At 68.7% G+C, this 21,732-nt stretch carries 23 protein-coding genes and 1 pseudogene; 12 read left to right on the top strand and 12 right to left on the bottom strand.

All coding sequences use genetic code 11. From position 1 onward, the window contains the following. The 4 genes from ABI214_RS10940 (at position 1) to ABI214_RS10925 (ending at position 4,558) form a co-directional block, all read left to right on the top strand. Positions 1-1,854, top strand: a complete 1,854-nt coding sequence (locus ABI214_RS10940; protein WP_408585858.1) for a hypothetical protein — start codon at positions 1-3, stop codon at positions 1,852-1,854. Further along, the gene (locus ABI214_RS10935) at positions 1,851-3,029 is read left to right on the top strand and encodes an acyltransferase family protein (protein WP_348610089.1); all 1,179 of its coding nucleotides are present in this window, start codon (positions 1,851-1,853) and stop codon (positions 3,027-3,029) included. Before ABI214_RS10940 ends, ABI214_RS10935 begins: the two co-directional genes overlap by 4 nt. Positions 3,030-3,119: 90 nt before the next feature. Further along, entirely contained in the window at positions 3,120-3,698 is a 579-nt protein-coding gene (locus tag ABI214_RS10930) for a carboxymuconolactone decarboxylase family protein (RefSeq protein WP_348610086.1), read from the top strand. After that, positions 3,695-4,558 (top strand): RNA polymerase sigma-70 factor, encoded by an 864-nt coding sequence (locus ABI214_RS10925; RefSeq protein ID WP_348610083.1) that lies wholly within the window; start codon positions 3,695-3,697, stop codon positions 4,556-4,558. The genes ABI214_RS10930 and ABI214_RS10925 overlap by 4 nt, the downstream gene beginning before the upstream one ends. A 17-nt stretch (positions 4,559-4,575) precedes the next feature. Here the strand turns inward: ABI214_RS10925 and ABI214_RS10920 are convergent, their stop codons facing one another. Together ABI214_RS10920 and ABI214_RS10915 are read right to left on the bottom strand one after the other, a co-directional pair. Beyond that, positions 4,576-5,202 carry a DUF3558 family protein gene (locus ABI214_RS10920; RefSeq protein ID WP_348610080.1) on the bottom strand — a complete coding sequence of 209 codons (627 nt, stop codon included), beginning with the start codon at positions 5,200-5,202 and terminating at the stop codon, positions 4,576-4,578. Between the two features lie 476 nt (positions 5,203-5,678). After that, entirely contained in the window at positions 5,679-6,176 is a 498-nt protein-coding gene (locus ABI214_RS10915) for a hypothetical protein (protein WP_348610076.1), read from the bottom strand. Between the two features lie 594 nt (positions 6,177-6,770). On the opposite strand from ABI214_RS10915, the gene ABI214_RS10910 reads away from it, so the two are divergent. Then, positions 6,771-9,332, top strand: a complete 2,562-nt coding sequence (locus ABI214_RS10910; RefSeq protein WP_348610073.1) for an ATP-dependent Clp protease ATP-binding subunit — start codon at positions 6,771-6,773, stop codon at positions 9,330-9,332. Between the two features lie 56 nt (positions 9,333-9,388). Here ABI214_RS10910 and ABI214_RS10905 read toward each other — a convergent pair whose 3' ends face one another. Continuing rightward, positions 9,389-9,991 carry a TIGR03086 family metal-binding protein gene (locus ABI214_RS10905; protein ID WP_348610070.1) on the bottom strand — a complete coding sequence of 201 codons (603 nt, stop codon included), beginning with the start codon at positions 9,989-9,991 and terminating at the stop codon, positions 9,389-9,391. Between the two features lie 97 nt (positions 9,992-10,088). On the opposite strand from ABI214_RS10905, the gene ABI214_RS10900 reads away from it, so the two are divergent. Next, positions 10,089-11,060, top strand: coding sequence for a helix-turn-helix transcriptional regulator (locus ABI214_RS10900; RefSeq protein WP_348610067.1), 972 nt, complete (start codon positions 10,089-10,091; stop codon positions 11,058-11,060). Positions 11,061-11,065: 5 nt separating this feature from the next. Here the strand turns inward: ABI214_RS10900 and ABI214_RS10895 are convergent, their stop codons facing one another. Beyond that, complete coding sequence (locus ABI214_RS10895; protein WP_348610064.1) at positions 11,066-11,671, bottom strand: hypothetical protein; 606 nt, start codon at positions 11,669-11,671, stop codon at positions 11,066-11,068. Positions 11,672-11,721: 50 nt separating this feature from the next. Then, entirely contained in the window at positions 11,722-12,375 is a 654-nt protein-coding gene (locus tag ABI214_RS10890; protein ID WP_348610061.1) for a hypothetical protein, read from the bottom strand. Positions 12,376-12,433: 58 nt separating this feature from the next. On the opposite strand from ABI214_RS10890, the gene ABI214_RS10885 reads away from it, so the two are divergent. From ABI214_RS10885 to ABI214_RS10875, 3 genes and pseudogenes are all read left to right on the top strand, one after another. Next, positions 12,434-12,868: an OsmC family peroxiredoxin gene (locus ABI214_RS10885; RefSeq protein WP_348610058.1), complete on the top strand. Its 435-nt coding sequence runs from the start codon at positions 12,434-12,436 to the stop codon at positions 12,866-12,868. A gap of 92 nt (positions 12,869-12,960) precedes the next feature. Next, positions 12,961-14,553: an MFS transporter gene (locus tag ABI214_RS10880; protein ID WP_348610055.1), complete on the top strand. Its 1,593-nt coding sequence runs from the start codon at positions 12,961-12,963 to the stop codon at positions 14,551-14,553. Between the two features lie 10 nt (positions 14,554-14,563). Continuing rightward, positions 14,564-14,708: pseudogene (locus ABI214_RS10875) on the top strand (peroxiredoxin); the annotation flags it as partial. Positions 14,709-14,756: 48 nt separating this feature from the next. On the opposite strand, the gene ABI214_RS10870 reads toward ABI214_RS10875, so the two are convergent. The 7 genes from ABI214_RS10870 to ABI214_RS10840 form a co-directional block, all read right to left on the bottom strand. Continuing rightward, on the bottom strand, positions 14,757-15,089 hold the full coding sequence (locus ABI214_RS10870) for a ScnB (RefSeq protein ID WP_348610052.1): 333 nt from the start codon (positions 15,087-15,089) through the stop codon (positions 14,757-14,759). Then, on the bottom strand, positions 15,086-15,760 hold the full coding sequence (gene scnC, locus ABI214_RS10865) for a thiocyanate hydrolase subunit gamma (protein ID WP_348610049.1): 675 nt from the start codon (positions 15,758-15,760) through the stop codon (positions 15,086-15,088). The genes ABI214_RS10870 and scnC overlap by 4 nt, the downstream gene beginning before the upstream one ends. 10 nt (positions 15,761-15,770) lie before the next feature. Beyond that, a complete protein-coding gene (locus tag ABI214_RS10860) occupies positions 15,771-16,067 on the bottom strand; it encodes an SH3-like domain-containing protein (RefSeq protein ID WP_348610046.1) in 297 nt (98 codons plus the stop codon). Further along, the gene (locus ABI214_RS10855; RefSeq protein WP_348610043.1) at positions 16,067-16,501 is read right to left on the bottom strand and encodes a hypothetical protein; all 435 of its coding nucleotides are present in this window, start codon (positions 16,499-16,501) and stop codon (positions 16,067-16,069) included. Before ABI214_RS10855 ends, ABI214_RS10860 begins: the two co-directional genes overlap by 1 nt. A gap of 64 nt (positions 16,502-16,565) precedes the next feature. After that, entirely contained in the window at positions 16,566-17,402 is an 837-nt protein-coding gene (locus ABI214_RS10850; RefSeq protein WP_348610040.1) for a CbtA family protein, read from the bottom strand. Continuing rightward, positions 17,393-17,587 carry a CbtB domain-containing protein gene (locus ABI214_RS10845; RefSeq protein WP_280762921.1) on the bottom strand — a complete coding sequence of 65 codons (195 nt, stop codon included), beginning with the start codon at positions 17,585-17,587 and terminating at the stop codon, positions 17,393-17,395. The genes ABI214_RS10850 and ABI214_RS10845 overlap by 10 nt, the downstream gene beginning before the upstream one ends. A 298-nt stretch (positions 17,588-17,885) precedes the next feature. Continuing rightward, positions 17,886-18,500, bottom strand: a complete 615-nt coding sequence (locus ABI214_RS10840) for a DUF4352 domain-containing protein (protein ID WP_348610035.1) — start codon at positions 18,498-18,500, stop codon at positions 17,886-17,888. A 146-nt stretch (positions 18,501-18,646) separates the two neighbouring features. On the opposite strand from ABI214_RS10840, the gene ABI214_RS10835 reads away from it, so the two are divergent. From ABI214_RS10835 to ABI214_RS10825, 3 genes are all read left to right on the top strand, one after another. Then, complete coding sequence (locus ABI214_RS10835; RefSeq protein ID WP_408585859.1) at positions 18,647-19,930, top strand: sensor histidine kinase; 1,284 nt, start codon at positions 18,647-18,649, stop codon at positions 19,928-19,930. Positions 19,931-19,972: 42 nt separating this feature from the next. Beyond that, positions 19,973-20,623 (top strand): response regulator transcription factor, encoded by a 651-nt coding sequence (locus ABI214_RS10830; RefSeq protein WP_348610029.1) that lies wholly within the window; start codon positions 19,973-19,975, stop codon positions 20,621-20,623. Positions 20,624-20,688: 65 nt separating this feature from the next. Beyond that, positions 20,689-21,717 (top strand): winged helix-turn-helix transcriptional regulator, encoded by a 1,029-nt coding sequence (locus ABI214_RS10825; RefSeq protein WP_348610026.1) that lies wholly within the window; start codon positions 20,689-20,691, stop codon positions 21,715-21,717. Positions 21,718-21,732: the final 15 nt, after the last annotated feature.

Here is a 21,732-nt window from a genome sequence, read left to right as displayed (position 1 = left end):
GTGCGAGCGGTTCCGGAGGCAGACGCCGCGGGCGACATCGTCGAGTCTCGCGTGTCGCCGCGATGGGGCCGATGGTGGCCGATGACGTCCCGGCAGGTCCTCGCCGCCGCGGGGGCCCTCGTCGGGCTGCAACTCGTCGTCCGTGCCGTCGTCGCGTTCACGGGAGACTTCTACTGGGACGATCTGATTCTGATCAGCCGATCGGGTCAGTTTCCCGCGCTGTCGGGTCAGTTCCTGTTCTACGACCACGACGGTCACTTCATGCCCGCGGCGTTCCTGGTCGCGTGGATCTCGACGGCGGTGGCCCCGCTGAACTGGACGGTGCCGGCCCTGACGCTGATCGCGCTGCAGGCGCTCGCGTCGCTCGCAGTGCTGCGGGTGCTCCGGTTGCTGCTGGGCACCCGGCCGGTGGTGCTGCTGCCGCTGACGTTCTATCTCTTCTCGCCGCTGACGCTGCCGTCGTTCGCGTGGTGGGCCGCGGGCCTGAACTCGTTGCCCATGCAGATCGGTCTGGCGTGGGTGGCGGGTGACGCGATCCGGTTGTGCCGCACCGGACGAATCCGGTTCGCGGTGTCGGGGACTGTCGTGGCGGCGCTGTCGCTGGCGTTCTTCGAGAAGTCGGTGCTCGTGCCGTTCGTCGCGTTCGCGGTCGTCGCGCTGATGTACCGGGTCGACGGGATCGAGCGTCCGCTCCGGTCGGCCCTGGTGCGGGGGCGGGCGTTGTGGATTCCGCTCGCGGTCGTGGTGGCCGGGTGGGCCGTCGGGTACATGCACTACACCCACTCCCGACTGGTGGTGCCGTCGGCGACGCAGACCGTCGGGCTGGTGCATCACGGCACGTCGCTCGGGCTGGTGCCGACCCTGCTCGGCGGGCCGTGGGCGTGGGATCGGTGGCCGCCGAGCCCGCCGTGGGCGACACCGCCGACGGTGTTGGCGGTGCTCGGATGGATGGCCGTGGCGGCCGCCCTGGCGTGGTCGCTGCGGTATCGGCAGCGCACCGCGGGCATCTGGGTGGCGATGGTCGCCTACGTCGCGGTGTCCGAGGCGGCGATGGTCCTCACCCGGTCCGGCCCCGACACGGCGTACGAACTGGCGCAGACCCTCCGCTACGTCGCCGACAGTGCGGTCGTCATCGCGATCGGCTGGGCGCTGATGGTGCGCGCGCCCCGACGGCCTGCGGTGCGCCCACTGCCGAGGCCCCGCCCGGCGCTCGTGGTCGGGTTGGTGGCGCTGTTCGTCGCGAGCAGCCTGTGGTCGACAGTGGCGTTCGTGCAGAGGTGGCGCGACAACCCGACCGTCGCCTACCTCGCCAACGGGCGGGCGGCGCTGGCGGCGAATCGGGAAACCCCGCTGCTGGACCAGCCGGTGTCGATCTACGTGCTGCTGCCCGTCGCCTACCCGCACAACACGACCAGTCACATCTTCGGGCCGCTGCGGGAGCGTCCCGAGTTCGCGCGGTCCACCAACTTCCTGCAGTTGCTCGACGACTCTGGACGGCTGATCCCCGCCGAGGTCACCACAGCCCGCACCATCGGGCAGGGCCCGGTGCCGGGCTGCGGCTACCGCGTCGAGGGCGCGCCCGTCGAGTTGCCGCTGGACGGCCCGCTCATCGACTGGGAATGGACGGCGCAACTGAACTACTTCGCGACCGCCGACGGGACTGCCGAGGTGGGGCTCAACCGCAGCGACGACACGGTGACGGTGCCGGTCGAGGCCGGGCTCAACCAGGTGTACGTGCGCCTGCTCGGCGCGGGGGACGCGCTGCGGGTCCGGACCTCGACGCCCGGTCTCGCGTTGTGCGTGGGGGCCGGCCCGGTCGGTTCCGTCGCGCCGGCGCCGGGGGCGGGGAAGTGAGCGGGCAGGGCTACGTCCGGTCTCTGACGGGACTGCGCGCGATCGCGGCACTGCTGGTGGTCGGCGCGCATGCCGCGTTCTGGACGGGGCGGTACACGCCCGACGTCGCCGGTGGCGCGTACTCCCGGCTCGAGATCGGCGTCGCGCTGTTCTTCGTGCTGTCCGGGTTCCTGCTGTTCCGGCCGTGGCTGCGGGCCGCGTCCGGGCAGGGGGAACTGCCGTCGACCACGACCTACCTGTGGCATCGCGCGCGGCGGATCCTTCCGGCCTACTGGATCACCGTCGTCGCGACGTATGCGATCTACCTGTTCCGCGACGACGCGGGGGAGACGGGTCTGGGCTGGTCCGGTTTCGTGCGGAACATGACGCTGACCCAGATCTACGGGCCCGGCCACCTGCACAACGGGCTCACCCAGATGTGGAGTCTCGCCGTCGAGGCCACGTTCTACCTGCTGCTGCCCGCGCTCGGATGGTTCCTGGTGGTGGTGGTCTGCCGGCGGGCGTGGCATCCGGTGCGGCTGGCGGCCGCGCTGCTCGGGGTCGTCGCGATCACGCCGCTGTGGACCTTGATCACCCACAACACCGACATCTCGTTCACGGCCCGGCTGTGGCTGCCGGGGTTCATCGCGTGGTTCGCCGGCGGCATGCTGCTCGCGCTGGCGTCGGTGACGTTGAAACGGTGCAACCCGTACGGCGCGGGACTGTTGGCGCTGTACTTCCTGCTGCTCGCGTTGACGCCGCTCGCGGGCGAGGCGACGATCGTCCCGACAGACGCCACACAGGCCATTACCAAGTCGATGCTGTTCCTGCTGTTCGCGACGACGTTGATGGCGCCGCTCGTGATCGGTGACCGGCCCGGACCGCTCGGGCGCCTGTGCTCGTCGGCGCCGATGGTGTGGCTGGGGGAGATCTCCTACGAGATCTTCCTGGTGCATCTCGTCGTGATGGAGTTCGTCGTCGACATGCTCGGCTACCGGACGTTCCAGGGTTCGACGGTCGGCGTCTTCGTCGTCACCGTCGCGTTCACCATCCCGATCGCGTGGGCACTGCACCGGACGCTGTTGCGGTTCATCCCCAGCGGTCCGCGGCCCGAGCGCCGGCCGACGGCGGTCGCCCGCCGCGAAGCCCCCGAGCCGGACGGTGGTGTCGCCCTCACCCCTGCTCCGGTCGACTGACGGCGCCCCTCCGGGCAATGCGCCTCGGGTGTCACGTTTCCTCCCCGGCCGGTGTCTCCATGTCGAGAGCACGCAACCGGAGGAGGAATCATGACCAGCAATACCCGGATCCCGAAGGCCGAGCTGACCGGCGTGTACGGCGCGGTGGTCAAGCGGATGTCCCGCAAGATGCTCGGCGAGGTGGCCGAACCGGTCGAGGTGACGTGGCACAACCGGAAGGTGTTGAACTTCAGCTTCACCGTCGGCCGGAAGGTGCGGAAGTGGGACAAGTGCGACGAGAACCTGAAGTCGTTCGCCCACATGGCGGTGGCCAGTCTGGTCGGCTGCAGCTTCTGCCTGGACTTCGGCTATTTCCAGGCCCACAACGAGGGACTCGATCTGACCAAGGCCCGCGAGGTGCCTCGCTGGCGCGAGTCGGACGTGTTCACGCCGTTGGAGCGGGACGTCATGGAGTACGCGGAGGCGATGACCCAGACCCCGCCGACGGTCACCGACGAACTGTCGGACCGGCTGCTCGAGGCGCTCGGCCCGGCCGCGTTGGTGGAGTTGGCCGCGTTCGTCGCGGTGGCGAACTTCATGACCCGCACCAACACCGCGTTCGGCATAGAATCGCAGGGCTTCGCGGCGTCGTGTGGGCTGAAGCCGCTCGCCGTACGCTCGACGACATGACCGGCGACCCGTTCGTCACCCACCGCAGCCTGCTCTTCACCGTCGCCTACGAGATGCTCGGCTCCGCCGCCGACGCCGAGGACGTGGTGCAGGAGACCTGGCTGCGGTGGGCGGACGTCGACCAGGCCGAGGTGCACAACCCCCGTGCCTACCTGGTTCGCACAGTCACCCGGCAGGCACTGAACCGGCTCCGAACCGAGTCCCGCCGCCGGGAGGAGTACGTCGGGGAGTGGCTGCCCGAGCCGCTGCTGACCAACCCGGACGTGGCCGACGACGTCGAGCTCGCCGAGAACGTGTCGATCGCGATGCTCACCGTGCTCGAGACCCTAGGTCCGGTCGAGCGGGCGGTGTTCGTGCTGCACGAGGTGTTCGAGACGCCGTACCAGGAGATCGCCGAGGTGGTGGGCAAGACACCGGCCGCGGTCCGGCAGATCGCGCACCGTGCACGTGAGCATGTCGGCGCGCGCCGGCCGCGGATGCGTGTCGACCGGGACCAGCAGCAGGTGGTCGTCGAGAAGTTCCTCGACGCCGTCTCCACCGGCGATGTCGGGGCATTGGTGGAGGTGCTCGCCCCGGACGTTGTGGCGATCGCCGACGGCGGCGGCCTCGCGGCGGCTGCGCGCAAGCCGATCGTCGGGGCCGAGCGGGTGGCGGCGTTCCTGTCCCGTGTTGCAACGCTCCCGGAGTTCGTGACGACCACGACGTGGCTCAACGGCATGCCGGGCATTCGGATCGATGTCGGTGGCGAGGCCACCGCCGTGAGCCTGGCAGTCGAGGACGGCCGCATCGTCCGCATCTACGCGATCCGCAACCCGCACAAGCTGGGATCGCTCGACAAGGTGGCGGATCTGCGGCGTTGACGACGCTGCCGTCGCGCCTACTCCCAGCCCAATCGACCGACCGCGGTGGTCAGCAGGCCCAACGACTGGTTGCACAGGTCGTCGGGGCTGCGGCCGTCGCCCACTTGCGCTTTGACGTCCATCGAGACCAATCGGTTGTCGGAGAAGTAGGTGTACATCAGGCAGCGCGCCTGATTGCCGAACATCAGAAACACTTCGCGGCCGCCGATGTCAGCGACGACGGCGGCCTCGCCGCCGTGGGACTCCGCATCGAACTGTGCCAACGAGACTGCAGTGGAGCCCTCCTCGACTCCCCAGTTGCAACCGGTCGGCCCCTCGCCGGTTTCATGGGCGACCACACCGGGTACCAGCGGTTCCCGCGTGGTCGCCGCGACCTCTTCGGACGTCAGCAATCCGCACGGGTCGAAGTCCAAGGTGACCGGCGTCGGGGATCCTGCATACGTCCTGGGTGCAATCCTGCGTGTGTTCAGCGTCGATGGCTTCACCTGGGGTGCATTTTCATCGAACGTCGGCTTGGCGGGCGCCTCTGATGTGACTGTGACCTGTGGCCCGGATTCTGGTGCTTCGTTTGAGGCGCTGCACGAAGCCACGGTGAGTGTCGCCAGGACGGCGCAGGCCGATATCGTGGCGGGCAGGATGCGCATGTTGCTCGTTTCGTAAGGCCGGCGTCGAATTCGGTTGGCGGGTGCGGTCATTCCCTTCGGAATCGAAATGGGCTTCCTACTTCTCTCATGCACGCAGCACGGTTCAGTTCGACGCCGATCCGGGGGCAGGTCGAGGCAAGGTCGTCATAGCGGCGATGTATGAAGTCCGTCGCGAGCGAGAATCGGACTCAGCAGCATCTGCGTGATCCCCCGCTGGTAACACCGGACGCCCGGTTGTGTTCGTAGAGGAAGCGAGTGGCTGTCCACGCGTCACATCCGATCGAGTCGGCTAGAACCCCCCCGAAGGGTAATTTCCGCGGCGTTCGCCTCGAATACTTCACCCATGCCACGTCCCCCTGTGATTGCGTCTTGAGACCGGTCGGTCCGAACCGGTGTGTCCCCTAGCTAGCGCGTACCGAGCTGATGATTGTGTCCAACGTCGAAGGGGCAAGTGCTCCGGAAACCCCTGGTGGGCTTCAGCAACCAAAACCATCACTTCTGCGGTCGCGTATGCCGGGGTTGCTAGGACATCCACTAGCGCCGACGGGTGGTGTGCAGCGATTGTTCGGGGGTATGTCCGTGATTTTCGCGGTGTACTTCACTGCGGGCCGCCCGGAAATCTCGACCGACACTGGGCCAGTGATGTCGACTGTCGGCTCGACACCCTGATCGTTGGTGAAGATCTCCTTGGCAAGACCCACCTGTTCCCGGTCCGCGGAATCGATGTCCGTCCCATTGCGGCCGGTGACCCCGCTCATCGCCATTCGTGACCCGTCGATGTCGGGGCAGTAGTCATACCCGAAACGCCCGATGGCGCCGAGGGTGACGATCGGGCCTTCGTGGTTCGACCATCCCGCGACGGCACCCCAGCGGTTGTCCCAGTCCGGCGGAATGTCGTATGTGAGCCCGAACTTGGTCGCGATGGGTTGCGGCTTCCCCCGTTCGACATCGATCTTGGGCGGCGGGAACTGCATCGACGGGAATCCCGGAGGGAGCGGCGGCGGCGGCGGTGTCGTCGGTTTCGATGCGGCCCTGGTCGGCTGTGCGAGCGCCGAACGTAGGTCGGTCGAGTCGGGTGCCTCCGGCCCCAACGCGGCCAGCCGGGGGATTAGAAGAATCACGCCGTACGAGACGGCGACCGTGACGGCGAGTCTGAGCAGTGAGCAGAGGAAACGCCGTCGTGCAGGTATTTCGGACACAGTCCCCCCCGAGCCGAGTCATCTATACCGTGACGTCCCCCCGCCCGGCGGGGCCAGCGTAGCCGGGCCTGGTCTGGGCCCCGATCCGCGAGGCCGGGCGGGAATGTTCGCTCCAGGCGTACAGCCCGCGGGAAACGATTCCGCGACCTGCGGCGTTGAGAACTTTATGCAGGTCGGCTCCGCGTGTTTGACGGGTGGAGAAGCGGCAGTCGGAAAGGCAGCCCACTAGAGTGTGAAGTGGGGTCGTGGAACCTTCGGTTCCGGAGGCCGTCAGCCTGTTGTACCGGAGCGAGACGCGGCGGGAAGGCGCGAGGCAACGTGACATGCGGGGCCTCGGACCTGTACCGCCGGAAAATGTGAGGGAGAGCGATGTTCGAGAGGTTCACCGATCGCGCGCGGCGCGTCGTCGTCCTGGCTCAAGAAGAAGCCAGGATGCTCAACCACAACTACATCGGCACGGAACACATCCTTCTCGGCCTTATTCACGAGGGCGAGGGTGTGGCGGCGAAGTCGCTGGAGTCCTTGGGCATCTCCCTCGAAGGCGTCCGCAGCCAGGTCGAGGAGATCATCGGCCAGGGCCAGCAGGCCCCGTCCGGCCACATCCCCTTCACCCCCCGTGCCAAGAAGGTCCTCGAGCTGAGCCTGCGTGAGGCACTGCAGCTCGGACACAACTACATCGGCACCGAGCACATCCTGCTCGGTCTGATCCGCGAGGGCGAGGGTGTCGCGGCCCAGGTGCTCGTCAAGCTGGGCGCCGACCTCAACCGCGTCCGCCAGCAGGTCATCCAGCTGCTGTCGGGCTACCAGGGCAAGGAGCCGGCCGAGGCCGGCAGCAGCCGCGGCGAGGCGGGCACTCCGTCGACGTCGCTGGTCCTCGACCAGTTCGGCCGCAACCTCACCCAGGCCGCCCTCGAAGGCAAGCTCGACCCGGTCATCGGCCGCTCGAAGGAGATCGAGCGCGTCATGCAGGTCCTGAGCCGCCGCACCAAGAACAACCCTGTCCTCATCGGCGAGCCCGGTGTCGGCAAGACCGCCGTCGTCGAGGGCCTCGCGCAGGCCATCGTCAACGGTGAGGTGCCGGAGACCCTCAAGGACAAGCAGCTGTACACGCTGGACCTGGGCTCCCTGGTCGCCGGCAGCCGCTACCGCGGTGACTTCGAGGAACGCCTGAAGAAGGTCCTCAAGGAGATCAACACCCGCGGCGACATCATCCTGTTCATCGACGAGCTGCACACGCTGGTGGGTGCGGGCGCGGCCGAGGGCGCGATCGACGCGGCCTCGATCCTCAAGCCGAAGCTGGCCCGCGGCGAGCTGCAGACCATCGGCGCCACCACCCTCGACGAGTACCGCAAGTACATCGAGAAGGACGCCGCCCTCGAACGCCGGTTCCAGCCGGTGCAGGTCGGTGAGCCCACGGTCGAGCACACCATCGAGATCCTCAAGGGTCTGCGCGACCGCTACGAGGCGCACCACCGCGTGTCGATCACCGACAGCGCGCTGGTCGCGGCGGCCACCCTGGCCGACCGCTACATCAACGACCGCTTCCTGCCGGACAAGGCCATCGACCTCATCGACGAGGCCGGCGCCCGGATGCGCATCCGCCGGATGACCGCACCGCCGGACCTGCGCGAGTTCGACGACAAGATCGCCGACGCGCGCCGCGAGAAGGAGTCCGCGATCGACGCGCAGGACTTCGAGAAGGCCGCGAACCTGCGCGACAAGGAGAAGCAGCTGGTCGCGCAGCGCGCCGAGCGGGAGAAGCAGTGGCGCTCCGGTGACCTGGACGTCATCGCCGAGGTCGACGACGAGCAGATCGCCGAGGTGCTGGGCAACTGGACCGGCATCCCGGTCTTCAAGCTCACCGAGGAGGAGACCACGCGTCTGCTCCGCATGGAGGAGGAGCTGCACAAGCGGATCATCGGCCAGGAGGACGCCGTCAAGGCCGTCTCGAAGGCGATCCGCCGCACCCGCGCCGGCCTGAAGGACCCGAAGCGCCCGTCCGGCTCGTTCATCTTCGCCGGCCCGTCCGGTGTCGGTAAGACCGAGCTGTCCAAGGCGCTCGCGAACTTCCTGTTCGGCGACGACGACGCGCTCATCCAGATCGACATGGGCGAGTTCCACGACCGGTTCACCGCGTCGCGCCTGTTCGGTGCCCCTCCCGGCTACGTCGGCTACGAAGAGGGCGGCCAGCTCACCGAGAAGGTGCGCCGCAAGCCGTTCTCGGTGGTGCTGTTCGACGAGATCGAGAAGGCGCACCAGGAGATCTACAACACCCTCCTGCAGGTCCTCGAGGACGGCCGTCTCACCGACGGTCAGGGTCGCACGGTCGACTTCAAGAACACCGTGCTGATCTTCACCTCGAACCTGGGTACCTCCGACATCTCGAAGGCCGTGGGACTGGGCTTCTCGGCCGGAACGGGCAGCGAGTCGAACTACGAGCGCATGAAGCTCAAGGTCCACGACGAGCTCAAGAAGCACTTCCGTCCCGAGTTCCTCAACCGCATCGACGACATCATCGTCTTCCACCAGCTGACTCAGACCGAGATCATCCAGATGGTGGACCTGATGATCGGCCGCGTCGAGGCGCAGCTGAAGAACAAGGACATGGACATCGAGCTGACCGAGCAGGCGAAGTCGCTGCTCGCGAAGCGCGGCTTCGATCCGGTCCTGGGTGCGCGGCCGCTGCGCCGCACCATCCAGCGCGAGATCGAGGACCAGCTCTCGGAGAAGATCCTCTTCAACGAGCTGGGCCCGGGCCAGATCGTCCTGGTCGACGTCGAGGGCTGGGACGGCGAGGGCGCCGGCGAGAACGCGAAGTTCACGTTCCGCGGGGCACCGAAGCCGGTCACGGTTCCGGATTCGCCCGCCGAGGCGCTCGCGAGCACCGCCGGTGAAGGATCGGGCCCGACCGAGCCCGGATCTTCCGAGTAGTCGATACCGAAACGCCGACGCCCCGCACGCAATTGCGTGCGGGGCGTCGGCGTGTGTCAGGCGGAGATCGCCGGCCGGCCGATGCCGGCCCGGCCGGACCAGTTGGCAAGGCGTTCCGTGGGTCCCGCTCCCTCGGCCGGCTCGACCACCGCGCCGAACGGCACGTGCCCGCCGCGGGGGCTCGCGGGGATCGCGCGGCGGGCCACCTCGAGTGCCGATTCGGCGAGTGCGGAATCGGCCTCGGTGGGCTGTCCGGTCGCGGCGGCCAGATCCCAGCCGTGCACCAGCGTCTCGTTCAGATATCCCCAGATCGCGGCGCGCCCGGGTACGCGGCCCCACGGTGCGGTGACGATGAGGTCGAGCAGCGCGTCGTCGCCCCATACGATCCACATCTTCTCGCAGGCGATCCGGTATGCGCCGGACGGATCGCCGTCGACGGCGCCGTCCGCGACCAGCGGCACTGTGGCGGGGTCGCCGCCCTCCCCGATGACGCGCGCCCGGTCGACGGTGGCGACCAGGTGGCCCATCAGCATCGCGACGTCGAACTCGTCGCACGGCGTCGGATCCGTCAGCTGGTCCGGCCGCACCTCGGCCATCAAGGCCGTCACCCAGACCAGGGCTTCGCGATACAGAGGGCGGGGATCGGTGATGTCGGTCATCAGTGGGCCTTTCGATCGAGTGCACGTGTGCGGACCGTGCTCACTCTCGTCCCTAATCACGACATCTCCTGTCATGTATTCCTGGGAGGATGGGGAAATGCGCGCCGACCGTCTGCTGTCACTGGTCCTGCTGTTGCGGAACAGGGGACGGATGTCCGCACCGGCCCTCGCACGGGAGCTCGAGGTGTCCACACGCACCGTGTTGCGGGACGTCGAGGCACTGTCGGCGGCCGGGATCCCTGTCTACGCGGAACGCGGCCGGGACGGCGGGTTCGCCCTGCTGCCGGGGTTCACCACCGATCTCACCGGTCTGACGGTGGAGGAGGCGAAGGCGCTGCTCGCGGCCGGCGCCGCCGCCACCCCGGCGGCGCTGGGGATGGCGCCCGCATTCGCGTCCGCGATGCGGAAGGTGCTGGCCGCCATGCCCGACGCACATCGCACGGCTGCCGCCCGCGTTGCGGAACGGGTGCTCGTGCGGCAGGGCGGTTGGTTCACCGATCCGACGCACGAGGAGCATCTCGGCCTGATCCAGCAGGTGGTGTTCGCTGGACGCCGGATTCGGCTCCGATACGCCGCCCGCGACGGCGAATCACGCTGGCGCACTGTCGATCCGATCGGGTTGGTCAACGCCGGCGGTCGGTGGTATCTGGTGGCGACCCATCGCGGTTCGGAGCGCACGTACCGGCTCTCCCGCGTCCAGGAGGTCCGAGAGCTCGACGAGCCGGCGCGGCGTGACCCCGTCGTCGACCTGGCCGGGATCTGGGACCGGCGGCGGTCCGAGTTCCGCGCGCTGCACGAGTCCGTCGCGGCCACCGTTCGGGTGCGGGCCGAGCGGCGCGAGGACCTCCTCGGCGCGGTGCTCTCCACTGCCTCGGAGACTCGGGCGGACGGTTGGATCACTGTCGAGGTCGAGTTCGGCGACGCAGCACACGCCGGGAGCGTCTTGTGGATGCTCGGCGACGATGCCGAACTTCTCGGGCCCGAGAAGCTACGTGAAGGGATCCGGCTCCGGGCGTCCGGGATGGCAGAGCGGCACCGGGCCGGCCGCCGGGTGCCCGGGTCGGGTTGACCCGCTCATGCGCGGGGGCCGGCCGACCCCGTCATCACCACGATGTGGGCGGCGCGGCGCGTCCGGTCCGGCCCGAACAGTGCCGCCTCTTGTCGGGCCCAGCGGTCCCAATGCGGCCGGAACATGTCGCCGTCGCGCTGCAGGGCGCGTCGCATCCGCTCGTCGGGTGCGGCGTCGACGAACACTCGGACCGCGAAGTACCCGCGTGCGGTGCCGCAGGTCGATCCGGCGCCCTCGACGATCAGGTAGCGGTGGCGGCGGACCGCGCGCCACTCCGCGTATGCGGCGCGATGCCAGTCGTAGCGCCGATAGCGCGGGATCCGGCCGTGCCGGGCGGGGGAGAGGACACACCGGACGAGGAGCGGCACCGACGCGGCAAGGCCGTCCCAGCCGGGGTACAGGTCGTCCATCCGGACGATCGGCGCGTCGTCCAGTGCCGCCGCGACCCGATCGGCCAGGGTCGATTTTCCGCCGCCCGCGGGACCGTCGATGCCGACCAGAATCGGCCCTCGTCCGCGACGCCGGCGGCGGTGGGCGGTGCGCGCGGCGGTCGCGGTCCGGGCTGCCGCCTCGGCCGGCGCCGGGCTGCTCTGATCGTTGTCGGTGGTCACGACCAGCACGCTATGCCGATGGTCGCCGGGGTCGGTAGTCGCCGCGGCGGTCAGCGGCCCGGCCCCGGCATCTTCTCCGTCCGGGGCGCGGGTGGTTTCATCAGCAGCGCGGCGGCCAGGAAGCACAGTGCCCCGACGAGTGTCCCGGCGTTCGCGGCCGCCGCGTCCTCGGGTCGGTGGGTTCCCGGCACGAACACGGCACCGGCCGCCGAGACACCGAACGCGACCGATCCGATCATGTTCAGCCAGGTGCTGCCCCAGTTCCGGGCGTGCGGATCCCACAGGCCGTTGATCTCGGTGGTGGCGACCACCGCGAGCGCGCTGGACGCGAGGAAGCAGACGGAGCCGAACAGGTCCGGCTTCCAGACGAACTCGTGGTGCTCGTGGAGCGACAGGCTGCGTACCAGCGCGACACCGGTGCTGATGTTGAACAGGAGGGTGCCGACGAACTGGACGAGCGCGGACCACCAGTCGTACCGGTCGGCGCGGGACGTCGTCGCGTCGGGCACGGCCCGCCCGCTCAGGCGCAGTTGGACGAAGGCCGCGGCCGTGAAGAAAAGCGAGCCGACGAAGAAGGTGAGGTTGTCGGCCTCGCTGCCGACCGCGGTCGCGTAACCCGGGGCGGCGCCGAGCGCGAAGAGCGCCGATCCCAGCGCGAAGCCGAGCGATTCTCTCCGGAGTCGAGCCTTCCCGAGCTGCCCCATGGGTTCCCACGATAGGGGTAGCTTGCGGGAGAGACCGATCGACGAGAGAGGATCTGCAATGCCCACACGCACAGCGCGCACAGCTTGGAACGGAACTCTCGAAAAGGGTTCGGGCCAGGTCGAACTCACCAGTTCGGGAAGGGGGACGTTCGAGGTGTCCTTCCCGAAGCGGGCCGCCGAGGACGCCGGCGGGTTCACCAGCCCCGAGGAACTGATCGCGGCGGCGCACTCGTCCTGCTACGCGATGCAACTGTCGGCGCTGATCGGTGAGGCGGGCGGGGTCCCGCAGAGCCTCGACGTCCGCGCCGACGTCTCGCTCGGGCCGGACACGGTGGGCTTCAAGCTCACCGGCATCACGCTCACCGTGCGGGGCGAGGTCGACGGCATGGACGCGGCGGGGTTCGCGCGTGTCGCCCAGGCCGCCAAGGAGTCCTGCCCGGTGAGCAAGGCCCTCACCGGCGTCGACATCACCCTCGACGCCGCGCTCGAGTAGCCACTCCCGGGAGGTAGCCACACCGCTTCGGGTGCCCGGTCGGGTCGGCGTTTCGGCGCGCGTGACGAACCTCGATGGTGTGGACTGGCCGCATGACATCCACAGCGGTCGGGACCCGTCCGGTCCGGGCCGGGTTCGTCCTCGCGGCCCTGGTCCTCGTCGCCGCCGTCGCGAATCTGAATCTGGCGGTGGCCAATGTCGCGCTGCCCGACATCGGTCGGGCCTTCGACGCAAGCCAGACGCAGCTGAACCTGATCGCGGTCGGCTACTCGGTGGGCCTCGCAAGCTCGGTGCTGTATCTCGGCGCACTCGGTGATCGGTTCGGGCGCAAGATGATGCTGGTGCTCGGCATGGTGTTGTCCCTGCCGGCGTGCATCATCGCCGCCGTCGCGCCGAGCATCGAGGTGCTGATCCTCGCACGCCTGCTCGGCGGCGTGGCGGCCGGGATGGCGTTCCCGACCACCCTCGCGTTGATCACCGCGCTCTGGTCGGGGCCGGCCCGGACCAAGGCGATCGCCCTGTGGTCCGCGATCGGCGGCGGCATCTCCTCGCTCGGTCCGCTCGTGTCCGGGGCCCTGTTGCAGTCGTTCGAGTGGGGCTCGGTGTTCCTGGTGACCGTGCCGCTGGCGCTGGTCGCTCTGGGGTTCGCCGTGTACTTCGTGCCGGGACACGTGAACGAGTCGACGGATCCGGTGGATCATCTCGGTGGAATCGTGTCGGTGGTCCTGGTGGCGGCGCTGGTGCTGGGCATCAACTTCGCGCCTGTCGCCGGGATGCGCGCGACCGCGCTGTCGATGCTGCTGATCGCGGCAGCCGCGGGGGTGGCATTCGCCATCCGGCAGTTGCGGGCGAAGTACCCCCTGTACGACCTGCGGGTGGCGCGCCGGCGAATCTTCTGGGTGGCGGCGGTCGCCGGCATCGTGGTGTTCGGGACGCTGATGGGGACGATGTACATCGGTCAGCAGTTCATGCAGAACGTGCTCGGGTACTCCACGCTGGCCGCGGGCTCTGCCGGTCTGCCCGCGGCGGCCGTCATGGTCGTGGTGGCGCCGCAGTCGGCCAAGCTGGTCGAGTCGCACGGGGCGCGGTTCACGCTGTTGCTCGGATACGCGGCGATCGTCCTGGGTCTGCTGGTGGCGTTGCTGCTGTGGAAGGAGGACGCGCAGTACTGGAAGATCGCGCTCGGCTACATGTTCCTCGGCGCGGGCGTCGGACTGGCCGGCACTCCCGCGTCGCACTCGCTGACCGGGTCGGTGCCGGTGTGGCGGGCGGGAATGGCGTCGGGTACCGCGGACCTGCAGCGCGATCTCGGCGGCGCCATCGTGCAGTCGATACTCGGCGCGCTGCTCACCGCCGGGTACTCGGCCTCCTTCGCTGCCGCGATCGCGGCCGATCCGCAGGCGAGCGGTGTCGGCGACCAGACCCAGGCCGCGTTGGAGAAGTCGTTCGCCGGTGCCGAGAACGTCGCGGAGCGGTACCCGCAGTACGCGAGCGTGATCGAGAATGCCGCCCGTGCGGCGTTCCTCGACGGCGACACCCGCGCGTACGGCGCGGCGATCGCGATCGTCCTGGTCGGGGCGGCGCTCGTCTTCTTCGCCTACCCGCACCGCGACGGGGAACGGGAACTGCTCGCGCGGTACCGGGACACCGACGAGGCGGCCGCGCGCGCCGCGCAACGGTCCTGAGCACCCGGCTGGCACGACGGCGACGGTCCGCGCAGAGGCCGGCGGCCTGGACGCAGCGGGGATCGCCCGTGTCGCCCAGGCCGCCGAGGAGTCCTGCCCGGTGAGCAAGGCCCCTCACCGGCGTCGACATCACAATCGACGCCGCGCTCGAGTCGCCCGTGCAACGAGCACTCGAACGTGCTGGGGGCGAGGACCTTCCGGTCTCAGTTGCCTTCCAGTCTCGCCCGCACCTGTTCCATCTTCGCCCGCAGTTCGTCCTGGGTGACGATGCCGCGATCGAGGAACGTGTGCGCGGCGGTGATCGCGGACCGCGAATGGACGGGGAACTCGCGGTAGATGGTTTCGCCCAGTTCGTCCTCCGTGTGCCGGCGCTCGAGGTTGTCCCAGGAGCCGCGCCACGACAGGCACTCGCACGTCGCCTGCATCGCCGACTCCCACGGGTCCGGCCTGCGATCGGTGTCGGGGAGGGCTCCCGCACGCTCGGAGTCCTGGGGGAGCGTGTGGAGGATGACGTCGTAGCCCTGTGCCGTGGTCACTTGCCACCTCCTGCCGACGGTGCCTCGGACGCATCCCAGTCGGCGGAGGGCAGTGCCACGCCGATCATGGTGTCGCGGGTGACGATCTTCTCGAGCTGCTCCTCGGTCCAACCCTCGGTGCCTTCGGGGCGCATCGGCATCACCATGAACCGCGACTTCTGATTCGAATCATGCACTCGTACTTCGACATCGGACGGGAAGTGGAGGCCGAACTCGGCGAGGACCTCGCGTGGACGACGGACCATCCGCCGCCGGTAGTTCGGGGTCCGATACCAGTCGGGCGACATGCCGAGCACGGGCCGTGGGTAGCACGAGCACAGCGTGCACACGATCACGTTGTGGACCTCGGGGGTGTTCTCGAGGACGTAGAAGAAGGTGTAGTCGCTGGGGGTGCCGGTGCCCGTCGGGTCGGTCCAGTCGATGCCCACCTCCTTGCTGGCCTCGGTGCCGTTCTCGAGCAGACGCTTCTTGAACTCGGGGTCGGTCCAGGCTTTGGCGACCATCTTCGACCCGCCGGGCGGCCCGATCGATTCGGCCCACTCGGAGAAACGGCGATGGTCCTCGGCCGAGAACAGGCCCTTCTCGATCGCGAGTTCCCGCAGCGCGAGTTCGAGTACCTCGAACTCGCTGATCTCCTCGGAAGCCTGGATGGGGGCGTGTGGATCGCTCACCTTCTCCTCCTCACTCGTTCGTCCCGGCGGGCCGGAGCCAGCCCTCGGCGCACTCGGTCTCGAGCGTGTCGATGTCGTATCCCGTGTAGCGCGGCCACAGATCGGTCTGCTTGAAACGGACGACGTAGAACGGCTCCTTGCGCCCGGTCTCCAGCTTGTCGAACGCCTCGTCCTCGGGGATCACCCACTCGGGGCGGTGCTCGACGACGATGCCCTCCTGATTGCGTACGAAAGCCTGTGTGCGGGTGTGGAAAATGCTCGTCTGGTCCTTGACGACCACTCGGTCGCCGACCTTGAACCTGGGCATTACTTCCTCGCCTCCTCGAGACGGGCGCGCACCTCGTCGATCTTGTCGCAGAGTTCGTCGAGGGGAATGAGGCCCTTGTCGACCATCACCTTGGCGGCCACGGTGATCCAGCGGGCATAGTAGGGGTAGCCGAAGTACTGCGTCTCGCCCATGTCTACTTCGGCGCGACGACGCATCTCCGAATTCCAGGCCCCTCGCCAGCCGAGGCATTCGCAGGTGACGTACGTGTTCATCTCCCAGGCCTCCTCCTCCTTCTCGAGGTAGGGGACCGCGAGCGCCGGTTGTCCTCCGACGTCGTGCAGGACATGTCGCAGAATGTCGTACTGCGCGTTGGTGATCGTGTACGGCGAATCCTGGACGTCGTGTTCGGCGGGGGTGATCTTCGCCAGACCGTCGGTGAGGGTCTGGAATCGAGCCTGATTTGCGGTGGTCATGGAGGTCTCCCTTCCATGGGGTTCGGTGATTCCTGGTGTTTCCGAATCCTCGCCAGTGCCCCTCCTATGATCGCGCGGTTCCGCTTCTCGTCGCCTGATCCGGTGCGGTGAGAGGGGTTGTCGGCCCGGATGTTCCGCCGCGCTGGGCCCGTTCGGTGAGGAAGGCGAAGGCGAGGCCGAGGCCGAGCCACAGGGTCGCCTGCGTGGCCATCGACGAGACCCGGAACTGCCACAGCAGCGTGGCCGGGAAGTTTTCCCCCACCTCGTTCACGGTGGGCAGCAGCAGGTAGCCGACGGTGACGACGACGAGGAACGTGACCACCGAGGATGCCACGCGTAGCGTCCAATAGGGCTGTGAGGCAAGTATCTTCGACACGTAGGCACCGGCGGCCACGGCGGCGAGTCCGAGAACCAGTGCGGCCAGCCACAACCAGGTGCGCTGGTTGATCGTGTCCGGATCTCCCACCGCGGGCGGATTGGCCGGGTACTTGAAGAACGGTACGGCCTCGACGGCCAGCCATCCCGCGCCGGCCAGTCCCAGTGCCAGTAGCGGACCCGACATCCCGGTGTGCTGTCGGGCGTAGTGGGCCACCACGCCGAAGATCGCACCGAGGGCGACGCCGGCCAGTGCCGTCGCCAGGATCAGGCCGACCCGTTGCCCGTCCCGCGAGACGAGGGGTTCGCCACTGTCGGAGTGGGAGTGGCCGGTGGTCGCGTTCGGGTCGGCGTGTTCGTGTGCGGCGGTCGCGTCGCTCGCAGGGGCCGATTCCTCGATCGCGATGGCCGCCGCGACGTGCGGTTCCCCGAGAGCGAAAGCGACTGCACCGGTCAGGAGTCCGGCGATCAGTCCGGCGAGGATTCCCCGCAGCAGCAGCGTCTTCAGCGAACCGGTCAGTGGCACGGGAGCCCCAGCAGGTGTCGCCCGTCGTGCATCAGTTCGTGCATGTACATCCCGGTGCGGGAGACGGCGCCCTGGTCGAAGCCGACGAGGTAGAGCGTCAGCAGGGCGAGGAGAACCACTCCGACCGCGACCAGGGCGATTCCGAGTGATTCGATTGCACGATTAGGGCTGTGGACGAGGGTCATCGATTCCTCCTGGAGTTCGTCCCGACACGGCCGCTCCGGAGGGCGCCGACGAGCGGCGGAGGTAGGTCGCGGCCGGACTCGGATATGACCGGTCATCGGGGCGGCGAACAGCCGTGGTCTGCGGTCCGACCGGTGCGGGGTGGCCGACCCCGCCTCCACCGGAACGCACATCAGACGCTACGCGGTGGGTCTCCTCGAAACCTGCGGTTGTGCACTTCACACAACTGCGAAGGCGCGTGTGGGGTCCGGCAACCCCTCGATGCCGAACCCCACACGTGCAACTGCTCCGGACCCGCCCCTACTGCAGCAGGATCGACTCGCCACCGGAGAACACGGAGTCGTGAACCTCGAGGACCGCGGGAACGGTGCCCGGCGGAACGTCGAAGACGATGGTGGCCTCGACGGAGTTGCCCGGATTGACCTGTTCGAACGCAACGCCTTGGTCGAGTGTGATCGTGGCCATGCTGTCGACCGAGTACTGGCGGTCCTGTGCGTCCACGAGCTTCTGCGCGGACGTCGTGAAGCTCTGCGCGCGGTCCCCGATATTGCGCACGGTCATGCGGACGAGGACGAACTGGCCCTGAGCCTTCTCTGTGAGGTACTCGTTGACGCCGACGCTCGGAACCCCGGCCTCGACGCCGTTCACGACGAACTCGAACTTGCCGTCACGGACGGGGGTGCCGATCCGCGCGTCCGTGGGGGACTCCGCGGTGCCGGTGGTGGCGCCGGCCGCCCGGGCGGCGTCCGACGGCTTGTCGCCCGACCCGCCGCTGACAGCGGTGATCGCGACGATCGCGACGATCACGGCGCCGAGCCCGGTGAGGATCTTGTGGCGGGCGAACCAGTTCTTCTGGGCCGGCGGCTGAGGCTGAGGCTGGGGCTGAGGGGGCGCGGGCTGCTGGGGAGTGCTCACGGACAGTTCCTTTCGACGTCGACGACACGGCCCGTGGTGGGGCCGAGTCGGGCTCTGCGATAAGCACACCGCGCGTGAGGGCTCGTCGTCTTCCTCCGGAAGTCGGACACCGCTCCTCATTTCGGACGGTCTTCGCCGGTCCGATCATGCGGTCGGGCACCGCCGCCCGACGTTCGGGGGATGTCGGGCTGTCGGCGCCGCTGCGTACGGTTCTGTCCGTGAAATCCGAGACTGCCGGCAGGATCCGGCGCCGCCTGTGGACGGTCGGCGCCGTCACGCTCAGCGTCTTCTGCTCGCTGATGACGGTGGGCCTCGCGTCCAGCTCCGCGAACACGCCGGCCTGGAACCACGGGCTCGGGCTCGTCCTCGCCCTGGTCGCGGCGGCAGCGCTGACCCGCCGGCACCAGCACCCGTGGCAGGTCCTCGCCATATGTCTCGCTGCCCCGCTCGTGTTCGAGACGGACGCGACGGCGGCGCTCATCGCGCTGTTCGCGGTCGCCCGCGTTGCGCGGGGATTCCAGTTGGCGGGCGCCGCTCTGGCCGTGTTCGTGGCGTGCGGGGTCTCGCTCACTTACGACGCGTACAGATTGCGGGAGTATTCGGTCCTCACGATCGGCGCCGAGAAGCCCGAGGACGGCGTGATGGAACAGTACGTCGTGGCGCTGTGGATTCCGTGGCTCGTCGCGGCGATCCTGGTGGGGCTGGTCCTGGTGCTGGCGCTGTGGGCGCGCACCCGGGGCCAGCTCGCCCTGGCCGAGCAGAGCCGTGATGCGGCCACCGAACAGACGGACGCGATCCGTGACGAGATGATCCGGACGGAGGAGCGCACCCGGATCGCCCGCGACATGCACGACACGCTGGCCGCCAGTCTCAGCCGGATCTCGTTGTTCGCGGGCGCATTGCAGGTCAACGCCGCTGAGTCGCCGGAGAAGGTCGCGAACTCCGCGGCACAGATCCGGGCGACGGCGCACGAGGCGCTCGACGACCTCAAGGGCATCGTCGGGGTCCTGCGAGGCACGGCCGGGCCGCGGGAACGGGTCGGACACCAGGGGATCGACGCGGTGCCCGGGCTCGTGCAGGCGGCCCGGGCGGCCGGAATGCACTGCACACTCAGCACCGATCTCGCTCCGGGAGACGTCGGCATGTTGGCGGGGCACGTCTGTTTCCGGGTGGTGCAGGAGGCGCTCACCAATGCGCAGAAGTACGCCAGTGACCAGGTGGTGGCCATCTCGGTGACGGGTGCGCCGGAGACCGGCATCGACATCACGGTTCGGAATCTGCTGAGCACCAAGCCCGCTCAGGTCGACGTCGGATCCCGGACCGGGCTGCGCGGGCTCGCCGAGCAGGCTCGGGACATCGGCGGGAAGCTCGAAGCCGGACGCATCGATTCGGAGTTCGTCGTGAACTGCTGGGTTCCCTGGTCCGGCTGATCTGCCGGATTTGTCGGTGGCGGAGCATATTCTGGCCGCACTATGACAGATGCCGGACCGATTACCGTCCTGATCGTCGACGACGACCCGTTCGTGCGGCGAGGCGTCGCCGACATCTTCAAGCCCGTCCCGGACATCGCGGTCGTCGGGGACGCGAGTGACGGCGACGAGGTCCTGGGCGCCGTCCGGACGTTCCGCCCGCACGTCGTGCTGATGGATCTCAAGATGAAGCGGGTCGGCGGGCTCGAGGCCACACGGATGCTGATGGGGCTGTCGAATCCTCCCAAGGTCGTGGCGATGACGTCGATGGACGTCGACGACCTCGTCGTCAAGTCCGTCGCGGCCGGAGCCCACAGCTTCCTCAGCAAGGACGAGCCCCCGCACACGTTCCATCAGTCGGTCCGCGTGGTTGCGGCCGGAAACACGTTGTTCAGCCCGGAGTCGTTGCGCCGCATCGTCGCTGCGGGCGGTGCGATCCGGGAGAACGGCCCGGACCTGAGCCGGCTCACCGACCGCGAGCGAGACGTGCTCGCCGTGCTCGCCGAGGGGGAGTCGAACGCCGACATCGGTAAGCGGTTGTACATGAGCGAGACGACGGTCAAGTCGCACGTGTCGGCGATCCTCGGCAAGCTCGGCGCGCGCAATCGCGTCGAGGCCGCCCTGGGTGCGTTCCGGGCCGGTCTCGTCGTCTGATCGGCCCTGTCGGTCGACCGGGCTGTGCCATACTCCCCGCCAGTGGCGAGGGGGGAGATCCGGTCGTGCGTGGGGGCGGTGGTGCACTCGAACCCGGGGGCGACAACGCGCTGGCGATGGCCTTCGGTGTCCTGGGTGACGAATGGAACCTGTGGATCCTGGGCAAGGCGCTGCAGGGAACTCGGCGGTACCGGGATTGGGTGGGCACCGGCGAGATCTCGAATTCGGTGCTGACGGGCCGGCTCGCCCGCCTCGTCGAGGTCGGTCTGCTCGAGAAGGTGGCCTTTCCGCGAGAGTCGATGCGGGCGGAGTACCTGCTGACGGACTGCGGGCGGGCGGTGTGGTCCGTCCTGGCGACGATGTGGTCGTGGGAGCGCCGCTGGGCCCCGGACGGCCGGGCCGGGCTGCTGCGGATGCGGCACGTCGCCTGCGGAGCGGAGTTCACCCCGATCATGGCGTGTGCGCGGTGTCGTGAACCGGCCGGGTTCGAGGACGTGGCCACTCGGGTCGGCCCGAGTGGTGGTTCCCGGCGCAGCATCCCTGCGGCGTCGAGTCGTCGGCGTTCCGGTGGCACACGCAGGCCGTCCCACCTGCCGCACACGATGGAGTTGCTCGGCAACAGGTGGTCGGTCTCGTTGCTGGGGGCGGCGTCGTTCGGCGCGACGCGGTTCGGGGAATTCTGTGAATGGACAGGGGCCTCGTCGGCGATCGTGGCGGATCGACTCCGCAGTTTCACCGAACTCGGCGTGATGAGCGAGTCACCGGTGCCGGAGCGCGCGGACCGCGTCACGTACCACCTCACCGGCAAGGGGCGGGACTTCTTCCCGGTCGTGATGCACATGATCGAGTGGGGCCAGTGGTGGTTCCGGGCGCCGGAGGGCGGGGCCGTGCTGGCCGACCACGGGCCGTGCGCGGGATCCTTCACGCCGCGCTTGGTGTGCGGCGAGTGCGCCGGGGTACTGCAGGCCAGGGAGATTTCCGTCGAATCTCCCGGGCTCTCTTCGGAGGCCGACGACGACTGGTTGTCGGGACCAGGTCGCGCGCGGGTAACAGTTCATGGTAAATCTAGTGATCTAGATCACACCGCTAACTGAAGTGACGACGGTCGG

Origin of the sequence: Prescottella soli, assembly GCF_040024445.1 — a bacterium.
Classification (GTDB): Bacteria; Actinomycetota; Actinomycetes; order Mycobacteriales; family Mycobacteriaceae; genus Prescottella; species Prescottella soli.
Note: the sequence above shows the minus strand (reverse complement) of the source record. Positions and strands in the feature narration are given on the sequence as shown.

Bases quoted from the DNA above. Each gene is read 5' to 3' on its own strand.
- ABI214_RS10860 (WP_348610046.1), bottom strand. From the start codon at position 16,067: ATGCCCAGGTTCAAGGTCGGCGACCGAGTGGTCGTCAAGGACCAGACG.
- ABI214_RS10830 (WP_348610029.1), top strand. From the start codon at position 19,973: ATGACAGATGCCGGACCGATTACCGTCCTGATCGTCGACGACGACCCG.
- ABI214_RS10885 (WP_348610058.1), top strand. From the start codon at position 12,434: ATGCCCACACGCACAGCGCGCACAGCTTGGAACGGAACTCTCGAAAAG.
- ABI214_RS10930 (WP_348610086.1), top strand. From the start codon at position 3,120: ATGACCAGCAATACCCGGATCCCGAAGGCCGAGCTGACCGGCGTGTAC.
- ABI214_RS10900 (WP_348610067.1), top strand. From the start codon at position 10,089: ATGCGCGCCGACCGTCTGCTGTCACTGGTCCTGCTGTTGCGGAACAGG.
- ABI214_RS10925 (WP_348610083.1), top strand. From the start codon at position 3,695: ATGACCGGCGACCCGTTCGTCACCCACCGCAGCCTGCTCTTCACCGTC.
- ABI214_RS10845 (WP_280762921.1), bottom strand. From the start codon at position 17,587: ATGACCCTCGTCCACAGCCCTAATCGTGCAATCGAATCACTCGGAATC.
- ABI214_RS10835 (WP_408585859.1), top strand. From the start codon at position 18,647: ATGCGGTCGGGCACCGCCGCCCGACGTTCGGGGGATGTCGGGCTGTCG.
- ABI214_RS10910 (WP_348610073.1), top strand. From the start codon at position 6,771: ATGTTCGAGAGGTTCACCGATCGCGCGCGGCGCGTCGTCGTCCTGGCT.
- ABI214_RS10855 (WP_348610043.1), bottom strand. From the start codon at position 16,501: ATGACCACCGCAAATCAGGCTCGATTCCAGACCCTCACCGACGGTCTG.
- ABI214_RS10915 (WP_348610076.1), bottom strand. From the start codon at position 6,176: ATGCAGTTCCCGCCGCCCAAGATCGATGTCGAACGGGGGAAGCCGCAA.
- ABI214_RS10920 (WP_348610080.1), bottom strand. From the start codon at position 5,202: ATGCGCATCCTGCCCGCCACGATATCGGCCTGCGCCGTCCTGGCGACA.
- ABI214_RS10880 (WP_348610055.1), top strand. From the start codon at position 12,961: ATGACATCCACAGCGGTCGGGACCCGTCCGGTCCGGGCCGGGTTCGTC.
- ABI214_RS10890 (WP_348610061.1), bottom strand. From the start codon at position 12,375: ATGGGGCAGCTCGGGAAGGCTCGACTCCGGAGAGAATCGCTCGGCTTC.
- ABI214_RS10905 (WP_348610070.1), bottom strand. From the start codon at position 9,991: ATGACCGACATCACCGATCCCCGCCCTCTGTATCGCGAAGCCCTGGTC.